Raw genomic sequence first — 14,106 nt, forward strand, 5'->3', positions numbered from 1 at the left:
TAGGGCAGAAAGACCGGAGTATTAGCATTTTGCTAGTTTAAAAATAAAAATAAAAAAATTGCAGGAATAAGGGTGATACTTAGGGATGCTGCTGAGGGTGATGGCGAGCCAATAAATCTGTAAGGAACAGAGCCTGCTCCTTGCAGATTTATTGGCTTTATTTTTGCGAAGTGGGATTATTCTTAATAATCTCTTGATCTCAAGAACGGTTGTTCACTCCGAGGCTTCGGTCAGATGGTGAATCTGCTTTAAGTTGCTGCATGTATTCCCTGGGGGAAATTCCGGTTACCTTTTTGAAAACTTTACTGAAATAGAAGGCACTCTCATATCCCAGCTTCTGTGAGATTTCGTAGATGCGACCTTCCCCACGTGCCATCATTTCTTTGGCTGTCGTGATTTTGATCTCCGTGATATATTCCACATAGTTGACCTTGGCAACCTTGGAGAAAAGGTGGCTCAGATAGTTGGGACTGAAATTGAAGACATCAGCCACTTGATTGAGCGAGAGCTTAGTTCCGAGATTTCGTTTAATATACTCTTGGACATTTTTGACGAGCTGCTCCTTGTAGCTTTGTCTGCGGGTAGAGAGGATGTCTGAGCAACCGTCCCGGAACTGGATCAGCCAGCCAGCGATCTCTTCAATCGTATGCATCTGGTAGATAGCCCGGTAGCCCTCCGGTTCATTTTCGAAAATTTGTTCCACAATGTTCTCACCGTCTGCGAGCAGTGAAGTGGCCATGTACAGAATGTTGCAGGCGGCATCAGTGGCGGGAACCAGCAGGTCGGCCCGGCCGTCGAAGATTTCGATCATTTTGGAGATAATGGCGTATAAAGCTTGGGTATCCATTTCTTCAAAAGCACGGCGGATCTCTGTACGCAATTCGGAGAAATCAAACAACAGATGATCCTGCTCCAGCGACTCTCCTTCGGCAAAAAACACAAACGACTGTGCTTTAACCGCAGCAGGAAGCGCTTTTCGCGCAGCGAGGTAGCTTTCCCGCAGCAAATAAGGATCCTCGACCGCAAAGCCGATCGCGCCGATGATCCTTACATTGAAGTAGTTATGGAGTATGGAGGCCATATGGGTCAATAGCATTTCAATCTCAGGCATCCATTGCCGTGAATCCGTCCCGTTGACGGGCAGGGTTACAGCAAAATTGCGCAAGTCCAGACTGCTCACATAACAAGGTCTTATGGAAGTAAGCGTATCTTTAGCCATTTGGACGGTACTTGAGCACAGAGCAACCATTTTATCGCCGCGGGGCGGGACACTGTCTGGCCCCAAAATACGGCAAGTGCAGACTAGATAAGCAGGTTCCTTGAGCTCAAGGTTTAAATCATCTCTCTGCAAAAGGTACTGGTTTTTATTTGCGAATAAGTTATTGAACAGGCGGATGAAAAATTTATCGCGTTGAGCTTGTAGATTGCCTCTATGAGTAAGCATGGGATAGCTGTCTAGGGTTTGAAAAGCCTCCAACTGGGAAATTGCTTTCCGAATGGAGGCATCAAGTGCCTCTGGTGTCAGTTCTAGCTTCACTAGATAATCTGTGGCCTGCACTTCAATCGCTCCACGCGCGTATTCGAATTCCTCGTAGCTTGTTAAGATGATGAACAGCGGAAGCCGGCCGTGTTTTTTGCGTACCGCATTGGCAACTTCTAAGCCGCTTTTAATTGGCATTTTTATATCGCTGATTACGATGTCAGGACGTAGGGTGTCAATCATTTCTTCCTCTTGAGCCCCGTTGTGTGCAATGCCGACAATTTCTATATTATATTGCTCCCACTTCAGCATGGACTGCAAGCCGATGCAGACCAGCGCCTCGTCATCAGCAATTAACAACTTGATCAATTCCATCACATCCTTGCTTGATATGCTACTCTATTCCTTTTGCAGGAACGGCAGAAGAATCTTCATCCGGGTATATTGGCCCGACTCACTCTCAATCGAAAGACCGTAATTATCCCCAAATGCCAGGCGCAAACGTTCATTTACGCTGCGGAGTCCAATATTCTCGGGCATTTCTTTGCTTCCATCACCTGGATTCGACAGAATCGTGGAGATTTCTTCTTCCTTCATCCCTACACCATTGTCTTCAATCGTAACTAGAATATCGGCGAATCCACTTTTGGTCACCTTAATGAGAATTTCTCCTCTGCCTTTGGGCTCGATGCCATGGAAGATGGCGTTCTCGACCAGGGGCTGGAGCGTGAATCGTGGAATTAGGCCGGTTAGCAGTTCCTCGTTGTCAATCTCCTTTACCATAGAGACCGTACTGCCATAGCGGTATTTCTGAATTAGAAAATAATCATCCAGCAGGCTCAGCTCATCTTTCAACGGCATTAGTCTACGGTTGTCTTTGGCGATGCTGCGCAGCAGTCTGGATAGTGAAGTGGTCATTTCCGCGATGCCGGTAGCATTCTGAATTGTAGCCATCCATTTGATCGAATTCAGTGTGTTGTACAGGAAATGGGGATTGATCTGACTCTGCAGCATCCGGTATTCCAGCTCCTGCTTCTGTTTCTCGTCAGCGAGCCGGCTGTCCATAAGCGCTACGATATCTTGGGACAGGCGGTTAATGCCCCGGCCGACATCGCCAAGCTCGCTGTTCCATTCGATATTGCGGTCCAGCAGGAAATTGCCCTGGGCGATCTTATCAATCCGCTTCTTCAGTTTTTCCACCGGAAGACTGATGGTACGGGTCAGATACAGCGTAATGATAGCGCTTAAGACAATAACCAGGAGACAGACGCCGAGCATAACCAGAATCCATATATTTGTCTTGGGAGCGAACAGGTCATTGGATAAAGTCTGTGACAGAATGACTCCGCTGCGTACGGGATAAGATACCACGATATGGCTCTCTTTCTCGTCCTCGAGCTTGACCATGGATAGCTCAGTTTGCGGACCGACAGGTTTATCATTGGTATAGGCCACCGGTTCATACGGCTCTGCAATGGCGATGACCTGGTCGCCGATGAGCTGATAATGATGATTGCCGAGCGTCAGCAGCAGCCGGGAATTCTTCGGCAGGGAGTACCCTTTCAGCTTGTCGGTAATAACAGTGGTATTCGCTAACAGGTACACTGTTCCAACGCGGGAAGCTCCTTTGCCGTAAATAGGAAAAACAAAAGGAATTCCGTTCGTGTTGGAGAGCGGGTCCTTGATCACCCGGTCCCATTTCTCCTCGGCATCATTGCTAAGGCCGGTAATTTGACCGATATTGTGTATGGTAAGCGGAACAGAGGTGCCGGTTTTATCCACCTGCAGAAACTTTCCGTTGCTGTCCGTAACAATCAGACGGCGGGCATAGCTGTTGGAGCGGTTGTTCAGGAAGTCCTGCTGCATCGAGTTGAATACATTAACTGCTTCCTTAGAGCTAGCCTTAGGTGAGCTGAAGTAGTCTGTAATCAGGGTATTAGTAGAAGAGTTAGTGCTGCAAGTCATCGCCAGCGATGACAGATCAATTAAATCCTGTTCAATAATATGGGATACCAGCTGCAGATTGAATTCGGTCGCCTGGATGGTTGTTTTACGCTGATAATAAGTAATTAATTCATAGCTAAAAAAAGACAACAGCGACGCTATCAGCAGTGCGAATACGGCCATGAGCAGAATAATGCGACTTTTAATGGTGGATTTTCTTACCGTATTTAACACTCCTCTACAAAATGTGAAAACATATAAAGCGTTTTCATATACCATAGCATATTCCTGCGTTCCGATACAGGGGGAGGTACATAAGCTGAATATTTTACATGTTTTAGATAGAAAATTACAGGTTTGAACCGGAGCAGGGAAGAAGAACACAGAAAAGTGAATGAACTTTGTTTGATAATGCATGCCATTCTTGCGAAAAAAGCTATAAACTTTGAACTAAGCTCAGAAGAGCCGATCGTAGTTACACAATCAGAAGAAAAGGGGATATTTAAATGAAACTGAAAAGATTCTATGGCATAACCCTCGCCACAGTATTCTCCATGAGTCTGTTGGCTGGATGTTCTGGTAATAACAACAACGAAGGTGCTGCTGCAACGACAGCTCCAGCAACGGGGAATTCTGCAAACGCTTCCGCTGAACCGAGCCAGGAGCCTGTGACTTTGAAATGGGCCTTGTGGGATTGGGAAGCTACCGCTTACTACAAGCCGCTAATCGATGCCTATAAAGCTGAGCATCCGAATGTAACAATCGAATATGTCGATCTGGGGTCGACGGACTATATGACCATGTTAAGCACACAACTGTCCGGTGGCGCAGATCTGGACGTACTTACAATTAAAGATATTCCGGGCTACTCGAACCTTGTGAAACAGAATCACCTGGAGCCGCTTAAAAGCTTTATGAGTGGCAACGCTATTGATCCTTCGGTATATGGAGGTACTGTAGAACAAATCGAAGTGAACGATGAGGTGTATGCGCTTCCTTTCCGCAGCGATTTCTGGATTCTCTACTACAATAAAGATTTGTTCGACAAAGCAGGCGTGGAATATCCAAGCAATGATATGACATTCGAGCAATATGATGAGTTGGCCAGAAAAATGACTTCCGGCAGCGGTTCTGAAAAAGTGTACGGAGCTCACTACCATACTTGGCGTAGTGCGGTTCAACTGTTCGGTATTCTGGACGGCAAGAACACTGTTGTTGACGGAAACTACGATTTCTTGAAACCAACCTATGAGCGGATCCTGAAAGAACAGGAAGACGGCATCGTAATGGATTACGCCACACTGAAGACTTCAAGCACGCACTATTCTGGCGTATTCTACAATAATTCCGTTGCTACTATGAACATGGGCAGCTGGTTTATCGCTACACAAATTGAGAAAGTGAAGAGCGGCGAGTCCCAATCGGCTAACTGGGGCATTGCGAAATACCCTCATCCGGATGGTGTGGAAGCCGGTACAACCTTGGGTACAATTACATCCCTAGCTGTAAATCAGAAATCCAAACATAAAGAAGCCGCACTTGATTTCATGAAATTCGTGACTGGTGAAGAAGGCGCTAAAGTCATTGCTTCCACCGGAACCATTCCAGCGATTAAGAATGATGAAGTTATCAATTCCATTACTTCCATCGAGGGCTTCCCTACGGATGAGAACAGCAAAGCGGCACTGACTACTGTTAAGACTTATCTGGAAATGCCTATGCATGAAAAGAGCGCAGACATCGAAGTTATTTTGAATGAAGCGCATGACAATATTATGACTAAAAATGCTTCGATTGACGAAGGTTTGGATGATATGAATGCTCGCGTACAGCAGCTCTTGAATAATTAACCTTAAGAGAGCCGGTTCTAAGGGCGGGTGAAAGCCCGCCTTTTATATTAAAGAGTATAGATTTGTGGGGAAAGTTTTAGAAGGTTTGGAGGAGAAAGAATGCAGAACGAAACCATATTGGGTACAAAAAAGATCCCTAAACGTCATTTGTCAAAAGGTGTCCGGGAAAACCTGGTAGCTTACAGCTTCATTGCGCCGAACTTTATCGGATTTGCCCTGTTTACACTGGTACCTATGTTTTTTGCCTTTATCCTTGCTTTTGTGAAATGGGACGGGGCCAATCCAATGAAGTTTATCGGGCTGGACAATTTCACCCGGTTGATCAGAGATACAACATTTCACAAAGCATTATGGAATACCATTGTTTACACTATTGGCGTAGTACCGTTCACCATGATTGTCGCGCTGGCGCTGGCGATTCTGCTTAATCAGAAGATAATGGCCCGCAATTTCATGAGAACCGTATTCTTTTTCCCTTATGTAGCATCCCTGGTAGCCGTTGCTGCCGTATGGAACTTTATCTTCAGTCCTACGATGGGTCCGATCAACAATATCCTGCATACCCTTACCGGTATCCCGCTGGAGGATCTTCCCCGCTGGGCAGCGGATAAACACTGGGCGATGTTCACAGTAATACTGTTTACAGTGTGGAAAAACATGGGTTATTACATGGTTATTTACTTGGCAGGTCTTCAGGGCATCAACCCTGAATTGTATGAGGCTGCTGAACTTGATGGTGCGGGCGCGTGGAGAAGATTCCGCAATGTGACGGTCCCTCAACTGGCGCCTACCTCTTTCTTTGTTCTGATGATTCTAGTCATCAATTCGTTCAAAGTCTACGATATCTTTATCAACCTATTTGCCGGCGCCGATAACCAGTTGAATGATTCTACAAGGGTTATGGTGTATCAAATCTATAATACGGCGTTCCGCTCGCTTGATTACGGATATGCCAGCGCCATGGCCATTGTATTGTTTCTGCTGGTACTTGGCATCACCATCGTCCAGTTCCGCGGCGAGAAGAAATACGGACAATAGGAGGATTCAAAAGATATGGTTGGTAAAAGTAAAGGACTTCGAATCAGCATTATGGTTCTTGTGTATATTTTGTTGTTTGCGACAGTACTGGCGATGCTGGTTCCGTATATATGGATGTTGTCTTCTTCACTCAAGATGAACAAAGATGTGTTTTCCTTCCCAATGCAGTGGATTCCACAGAATCCGCGCTGGGAGAATTTCGCGGATATCTGGACACGGATTCCGCTGGGCCGTTTTATTTACAATACGGCGAAATTATCGATTATCGTAACGATTCTACAACTACTGACTTCCAGCTTTGCTGCGTACGCGTTCTCCAAACTGCATTTCCGGGGAAAAAACATTCTATTCCTTGGATATATTGCAACGATTGCGATCCCTTGGCAGGCTTACATGGTGCCGCAATTTATCCTGATGCGTTACATGGGACTTAACAACACGCATTTGGCAATCATACTGCTGCAGGCATTCTCGGCATTTGGAGTATTTCTGATGCGCCAGTTCTATCAAGGTGTTCCGGATGAATTATGCGAGGCTGCCCGTATTGACGGCTTGAGCGAATATGGAATTTGGGCGCGAATCATGCTGCCGTTGTCCAAGCCAGCCTTGTCTACATTGACGATCTTCACCTTTGTCGCTACCTGGAATGACTTCCTAGGGCCAATGATTTATCTGACAGATACGAAACTCAAGACTATCCAAATCGGACTAAGAATGTTCATCTCGCAATATTCCGCCGAATATGGCCTGATTATGGCCGCGAGTGTGGTGTCCATTATTCCGGTTGTAATTGTTTTCCTGGCTCTGCAAAAGTACTTTGTACAAGGTGTTGCAGCATCGGGCATTAAGGGCTAGAACCGTATTTGACCTGGCAGTTGCATGCTTCATAGGCTGCCAGGTTTTTTATAAGTCAAAGGGGTCTGTATAACTCTAGTAATTATTCATTTAACAATAAAATGAATACGCTTTCTTTTATTATTGGCCATCAAAGGAGGAGAAGAGAATGAACAGAGAGCACTTTCGAAAAAGGCTTTTCTCAATAACGATGACTACTGCGCTCGTAGTTGGGATGTTTCCGGCATTCACTCTGCCTGCAGCCTCTGCTGCTACCGTAAATTCTATCTACGCTGCCGCCCATATGGGGGCTACAACAATTGCAGATACTACTCTGCCAGCCAGCATTGATATCGGAGGCCAGAGCACAGCAGTGAACTGGAATATTGGAGCAGATACCTTTGCCGTGCCATACGATGCCGTGACCGTCAGCGGTACAGCAAACGGGGGGCCGGTCGTAGCCAGTGTGGAAGTTATTCCGCCCGCAAGTAATCCGTTGGTTTACTTTGTGGATAGCGGCAGAGGGGGCGATTCCGTAGGCAACGGGCCTACTTCCTCGCCGCTGTACGAAGCGGTCCGCACGCTGAGCGGCAGCGATTTGCTCAACCAGTCACCCGACCAGAAGTATATCAGCGGTACGGCGGACTGGGGATTTGATGATTCCGTAAACAAGGTCAAGAATTCCAAAGACGGGGGACTTACCGATCCAGCCACCGATCCGTCCCTATGGACTGTCGGACTTCGTGCCGACCCTGCCAGCAATCATATCGTGTATAAATTAAAAGCGCTTGAAGCTGGAACCTATACGCTCAGCAGCGGTTTCCATGATTGGTACGGCAGCCGCTCCCGTGTAATACGTCCTCAGATCGAGTATAAGGATGCTATCGGGGCAACCAAGACGATCTTGTTTGACCAGTTCAACACTAATGTGACTAAGCTAATTTCCGGCGAATTCACCATTCCTGGAGACATTGACGTTAGTAGTCCAATGACGTTGACTTACGCCTATGTTGCTGACGAAAAACCTATTTTGAGCTGGTTCGCCGTTGCCAAGGGCGGAATCAAGAAACAGATCGAAGAGGCTACACAGAGCGCAGCTTCTATGGTCAAGGTTCTGCTTGACGGCAACGATATCCAAGCTGACAATGTCAACGGCCTCACATTCAAGGGATTTGGCGTACTAAGCGCTAACAGCACCAATGCGCTTTTGATGGACTATAAGTCAGAGCATCCAGAGGCTTATGCAGAAATGCTACAGATCTTGTTTGGTGGAGAACATCCGCTCATGACGCATGTGAAAATCGAGATGGGCAATGACCGCAATAACTCCACGGGACCTGACCCGGCGACTATGCGTACGGCCGATGAAGAGGCAAATGTTACCCGGCATCCCGGCTTCCAGCTTGCCGCAGATGCCAAGGCAGTGAACCCTGATCTTAAAGTGAGCATCCTGAGATGGAGTGCTCCGGCCTGGGCGAATAACAACGACAAAATCTATACCTGGTACAAAAAAACCATTCTGGCCGCTTATCGTGAATACGGTTATATGGCCGATTACGTTAATCCTTATATCAACGAGCACGCTCCAGATTTGGCGTGGACCAAACAGTACGCTGAGAGAGTCAAGACTGACAGCGAAGGCTTCAACAGCACCGAAGAGCGGGAACTGTACAACCGGATCAAGTCTGTGATATCCGATGAAGTCGGGATTGGCAGCTTCGGTGCCAGTATGGTGAGTGATCCTTCTCTGCGGGAAGCTGTGCCGATCGCTGGATACCACTACAACACGGACGACGACAGCGCAGGCAATTTCAAAAAACTTGCAGAACAATATGATATTGAGGTTTGGAACAGCGAGGCGCAGTCTACCTTCAGTAATTCCTCTTTCCGTCCCAACAACAATATGAAAGATCCTACAGTGGCAGGAACCGGCATTGGTGGTGTCGGCAGTCCGCTGGAGATGAGTAACACGATTATTAAAGGATTCGTTAACTCCCGCCGGACACACTTTATTTACCAGCCAGCCATTGGTTCCTTTTATGAAGGCGGACAATATTCCTTCAAGGAATTGGTCAGCATGCGCGATCCGTGGTCGGGATGGATTCATTATGATGCGGGTCTTGTCACTCTGCAGCATTACAGCTGGTTTGCGAATGTAGGCTGGGAGAACGAGGATAATACTGCTGGGATCTGGCGAGCGGTTCCTCAAGCCAGCTCTACAGGTGCGACAGGCACCAATCCGGTCAGCGGCCGCAACGGTTCCCCTAGCTATATAACCCTTGCAGCACCTGATAAAAAAGATTTCTCGACGGTTATCGTGAACGATAGCGAGTATTCCAAAATCTACAAGCTGCAGACAGTCAATATGGCTTATACGGGTAATCCATCCATGGAAGTATGGGAAACCCGTGCCGCTGATGCAGGAGAAGCGTTCAACAGCAATTATATGCAGTATCTCGGTGATGCCACTGCTGATGGCAGCGGGGTGTATACCGTTAAGGTTAAACCGTATTCGACCGTGACTGTGTCTACTTTGAAGAACAAGGACAAAGAAGAATATAATACACCGCTGCCTGTAGAAGGCGAGCGTACCGTACTGGATACCGATACTACAGGAGCAGGACACAGTACTGGGGACAACATTCTGTACGCTGATGATTTTGACTATTCCAAGCAGACTGTTGTGAAGATTGGTGCAGGCGGTCAATCTGAGGGTACCCAGAGCTATATCAAATCCCGCGGCGGTTCCCAAAGCGTTATCCCGCGTTATACCCATGACCGCAACGGGGCATTTGAGGCCTATCTTCCGGACGGTTCAGACAATTATGTCCTGCGGCAGCAGCTGGACACGGGAACCATGGGGCTTGGCGGCACATGGAACAGCGGAGATCCCGTAACGGCCATCGGCGACAACCGGTGGATGAACTACAAGGCCAGTGTTGATGTTTCGTTCGAAACAAACAATACTCAGGGCGGAGCAAATTATGCTGCGATAGGCGCCCGTTATCAGGGAGGTGGCAGTTCCCACTCCATAACCGGTACACCGTATGTGCTGAAATTCTGGTTCGACGGCGGCTGGCAGCTGCTGGTCAACAATAGCGCAGTTGCGAGCGGAAATGCCGCGAACGGTTCCGGCGGCGTGAAGATCGACGGATTCGATACCGCATATGACGCATGGCATAATATTGCCGTTCAGGTTGCAGGCGATAAAGTGACTGCCTATCTGGATGGGGTGAAGCTGGCTTCCTATACCGACCCTACTCCTGAATTGTCCGGCCGGGTAGATCTGGCCAGCGGCTACTATCACGTCCGCTTCGATAATTTGAAGGTGGAGAAGGTTGAGGGCTACACGCCGTATTATTCAGAGCTTCTAGACAATCTTGAGATGTATGACCTGGCAGCTGCTCCGAACCCTAAACTGATATATACCGGGTCGTGGAGCCATATAAATGGAGCGGGCATGTACATTTACCAGCGTTCTCTTTCTACCAGCCAGGCTGTAGACGCTGCAATGGAATATACGTTTGAAGGCACCGGACTGGATATTCTAGGAGCGAATAACGGATCGGCGAAGCTTGAGGTAACGGTGGACGGAAAAGTTATTGTTCTATCGGCTGATACATTAGCTTCCAAGGAGCTGTACCAGACGTACGCACTCCGCGGGCTTAAATATGGCCAGCACCATGTGCAGATAAAGGTGGTAAGCGGCACCTTGGTTGTCGACGCGGTGGCGGTTGTTTCCGGGGAAGTAACCGGTACTGTAGATACTGCTGCTCTTCAGGCGGCGGTAACAGCCGCGAAAGAAATGAACAAACAGGATGAATATTCGGACAGAGACTGGCAGCTCTTCGTAGATGCACAGAGCGCTGCACAGGAAGCACTGGATAATCCTATTTTATACAAATTGGATCAGGAAGGAGTTACTCAGCTTGAAGCACGCCTGATCTCCGCCCAGAACCAGTTGACTACGGGAGATATACGGGAGCTTGTCGCTCCTCAGGATTTGGCTACTTATGCTGGAAAACTGCCGAATCTTCCAGACAAGGTGGAAGCCACTCGGGCAGACGGATCCAAATTGCTGGTATCAGTAAAGTGGAATGTAAATGCGGCCAGCTTCAACAATCCGTATGAACGGGTAGCTGTAACCGGCACTTATGGAAATCTGAAAACAACTTGTTATGTGGAAGTGGTACCGGAGGGGCTCTTATACTTCCTCGATTCTGGTGTATCGGTGGACGGTATCACGCCGCCGTATACGTTAATCAAGGATTTTGTAGGTGACAGCTTGCTTAATAACAAGGCGGATCAGCCTTCGACAGGCAATGGCGTATGGGGGCATACCAGTACTAAGTACCTCCTCAAGGGGCTTGGTGGCGCTGTAGTTCTCTCTGATAAAAGTCAGACAGGTGTTTATGGTTCGGATACAAAAAATAATCCACTTGTATACCTGCTCCCTTTGAACGCAGGCAAATATACGATTACGTCATTCCATCGGGACTGGTGGAACAACACCAACCGCACGATGGATATTACGCTTAGCTATATCGACGCTGAAGGGAAAGAAGTGACCAAACCGGTCCGAACCGGACTCGTCGCAGGTCCTAATGGCGCTATGATTAACTATGACTTCACGCTTCCGGTGAGCGGTACTGTGAAATACTCAATAAACAATACGTATTCAGGCAATCAGGCTGCATTGATCAGCTATGTGGCTGTAGCTAGAGATAAAGCCAGTGTTGCTAATGAGCAGGCTGTAAATGAGGCTAAGAGTATCATAGAAGGTGCGGTATACAGCGTGCAGAAGGAAGTGGCAAACAGCGAAGAAGCTGTCCAGACTTGGCTGCTGCAGACGATAGGCGCTCTGCCCGGTCTCAATGATACCGGAGTTGCGATCGGTGAGATTACCTTGTCTTCCTTCCAAGAAGCAACCGATGAGACTAACGGCAGTTTCAGCTTTACGGTATCACTGAGTAAGGGAGAGGCCACAGCGGACAGTTCGGTGAGCGGAACAATCAAGCTGCCGGAACCGGATACTGTTCAGCCTTTGATTACTCTGTTAGGTGATGCAATAGTGAATTTGCACATCGGTTCTGAATATACAGATGCAGGAGCGACTGCTTATGATGACAAGGATGGTGATATTACAGACCGTATAACTACAACAGTTAGCAGTGAAGTATACGGTTTGACTGCTCTCGATACAGCGAAAGCTGATATTTATACCTTCCATTATAATGTCAGCGATACTGCGGGCAATGAGGCTGAAGAAGTGACAAGAAAAGTAGTCGTTGCACTTGATCCGGATGTAATGAAGCCGGTGATTACACTGCTTGGTGAACCGTCCATTCAACTGGAAAATGGCGCAAGCTATATGGATGCTGGAGCCACAGCGGTAGATGACCGTGACGGCGACATTACGGAGCTTATTATAGCAACGATTACGAAGAATGAGGAGAATGTGCTGGCACTGGACACTAAGGCGGCAGGCATCTACACCTATCATTATAATGTGAGTGATGCGGCGGGCAACGCGGCTATCGAAGTGACTAGATTCGTGACAGTGGGCGAAGCAGAGCAACCTCCGGTAGTGACGCCAACACCAACACCAACACCGACATCGACGCCGACGCCGGAACCGGAGCCAACAACAGTACCAACATCTACGCCGGCGCCAACGGAAGCACCAGTGTGGACGGTAGCACCGACACCAGCAGTCATCCCGTCCCCAACGCCAACACCGCTGCTGCAGACCGAAAAGGTTCTTGATCGAAAGGATTTCACGGCACCGGTTGGAGGAGTAATAACGGTTCAGCTCACTGAAGCTACAGAATCCGTGCTCCTTCCAGCAGGACTATCAGGAATCATCGGAGAGAACACTCTACGTCTGGCTTGGAGTAAGGTTGCTATCGATCTGACCCCAGAAGTGCTGAAGAGCATTCAAGAAAAAGCTACTGGAGGTCAAACGGAGGGGGCGCGAATTAAGCTCTCAGCAGTGAAGGTATCCAGAGATGCTGTGGAACAGTTAATCAATAATCGGGCTGTTAATGGTTCCGTACATTTATCTGCGGCAAGTGATGTGATTAACTTCAGCTTGGAGGTTGTTGCTGCCAACGGCACTGCTGTAACGGTAACTGCTTTTGATAAACCGTTGACACTTACGTTCAACGTAGATCCGGATGCCAATATAAGCTTGCTCGGTAGCTACTATGTTTCTGCAAATGGTGCGCTTGAATTCATGGGCGGAACGTTGACTAATGGTAAATGGACTGCTGAAATACGGCATTTCAGCCAGTATGCAGTCCTGGAATACGATAAGCTGTTCACAGATGTAAGCAGTGACAGCTGGGCCAGCAATGTGATTAAGACCATGGCTGCGAAGCATATTATTGAAGGCATTTCCAGTACGGAGTTTAATCCGCAAGGGGATGTAACTAGGGCACAATTCGCTGCTATGATTGCACGCGCGCTTGGGCTTAAGGCAGGAAGCCATGCAACATTTGGTGATGTGGATTCCAAAGCCTGGTATGCCGAAGCCGTTGCAGCTGTTAGCGGAACGGGTATCGTGCTCGGACGCAGTGCGGATTCGTTCGCCCCGGATCAGAGCATTACCCGCGAGGAAATGGCTGTGATGATCGTTCGTGCTTATGAATATTTGCAGGGAAGCGAGGCCAATGAACCTGCTGTAGGATCGTTCAGTGATTATTCCCAGATTCATGACTGGGCGAAGAACGCAGCAAACATCGCCGAACAGGCGGGACTGATCAAGGGACGCGGCAATAAGCAATTCGCGCCACAAGAGACGATGACCCGTGCCGAAGGTGCGCAAGTTATCTCCAATCTGCTGGGATATTTGTAAGTAGCATTTCAAAGAACCTGGCAGGCTGCATTAAGCGGGCTGCCAGGTTCTTTATAGATTTGGAGAGACGGGGGAGTGCTTAGGAAAACAGCGGCCGGAAGTCC

6 protein-coding genes are annotated in these 14,106 nt (G+C 48.0%); 4 read left to right on the plus strand and 2 right to left on the minus strand.

Annotated elements, in window-relative coordinates; all coding sequences use genetic code 11:
- Positions 1 to 199 precede the first annotated feature (199 nt).
- The gene (locus tag NST58_RS07820; RefSeq protein ID WP_339247164.1) at positions 200 to 1,849 is read right to left on the minus strand and encodes a helix-turn-helix domain-containing protein; all 1,650 of its coding nucleotides are present in this window, start codon (positions 1,847 to 1,849) and stop codon (positions 200 to 202) included.
- Between the two features lie 30 nt (positions 1,850 to 1,879).
- The gene (locus NST58_RS07825) at positions 1,880 to 3,703 is read right to left on the minus strand and encodes a sensor histidine kinase (protein ID WP_081387872.1); all 1,824 of its coding nucleotides are present in this window, start codon (positions 3,701 to 3,703) and stop codon (positions 1,880 to 1,882) included.
- A 227-nt stretch (positions 3,704 to 3,930) separates the two neighbouring features.
- On the opposite strand from NST58_RS07825, the gene NST58_RS07830 reads away from it, so the two are divergent.
- The 4 genes from NST58_RS07830 (at position 3,931) to NST58_RS07845 (ending at position 14,002) form a co-directional block, all read left to right on the plus strand.
- On the plus strand, positions 3,931 to 5,274 hold the full coding sequence (locus NST58_RS07830; protein WP_036675860.1) for a sugar ABC transporter substrate-binding protein: 1,344 nt from the start codon (positions 3,931 to 3,933) through the stop codon (positions 5,272 to 5,274).
- A 99-nt stretch (positions 5,275 to 5,373) separates the two neighbouring features.
- Complete coding sequence (locus tag NST58_RS07835; protein ID WP_036675858.1) at positions 5,374 to 6,312, plus strand: sugar ABC transporter permease; 939 nt, start codon at positions 5,374 to 5,376, stop codon at positions 6,310 to 6,312.
- A 15-nt stretch (positions 6,313 to 6,327) separates the two neighbouring features.
- Positions 6,328 to 7,167: a carbohydrate ABC transporter permease gene (locus tag NST58_RS07840; RefSeq protein ID WP_081383301.1), complete on the plus strand. Its 840-nt coding sequence runs from the start codon at positions 6,328 to 6,330 to the stop codon at positions 7,165 to 7,167.
- A 148-nt stretch (positions 7,168 to 7,315) separates the two neighbouring features.
- Positions 7,316 to 14,002 carry an S-layer homology domain-containing protein gene (locus NST58_RS07845; protein WP_339247168.1) on the plus strand — a complete coding sequence of 2,229 codons (6,687 nt, stop codon included), beginning with the start codon at positions 7,316 to 7,318 and terminating at the stop codon, positions 14,000 to 14,002.
- Positions 14,003 to 14,106: the final 104 nt, after the last annotated feature.

The sequence above is a fragment of the Paenibacillus sp. FSL R10-2796 genome, from assembly GCF_037965315.1.
Classification (GTDB): Bacteria; Bacillota; Bacilli; order Paenibacillales; family Paenibacillaceae; genus Paenibacillus_AQ; species Paenibacillus_AQ odorifer.

Excerpts from the sequence above, each read along its gene's own strand:
- NST58_RS07825 (WP_081387872.1), bottom strand. The coding sequence starts at position 3,703 with ATGGTATATGAAAACGCTTTATATGTTTTCACATTTTGTAGAGGAGTG.
- NST58_RS07830 (WP_036675860.1), top strand. The coding sequence starts at position 3,931 with ATGAAACTGAAAAGATTCTATGGCATAACCCTCGCCACAGTATTCTCC.
- NST58_RS07835 (WP_036675858.1), top strand. The coding sequence starts at position 5,374 with ATGCAGAACGAAACCATATTGGGTACAAAAAAGATCCCTAAACGTCAT.
- NST58_RS07840 (WP_081383301.1), top strand. The coding sequence starts at position 6,328 with ATGGTTGGTAAAAGTAAAGGACTTCGAATCAGCATTATGGTTCTTGTG.
- NST58_RS07845 (WP_339247168.1), top strand. The coding sequence starts at position 7,316 with ATGAACAGAGAGCACTTTCGAAAAAGGCTTTTCTCAATAACGATGACT.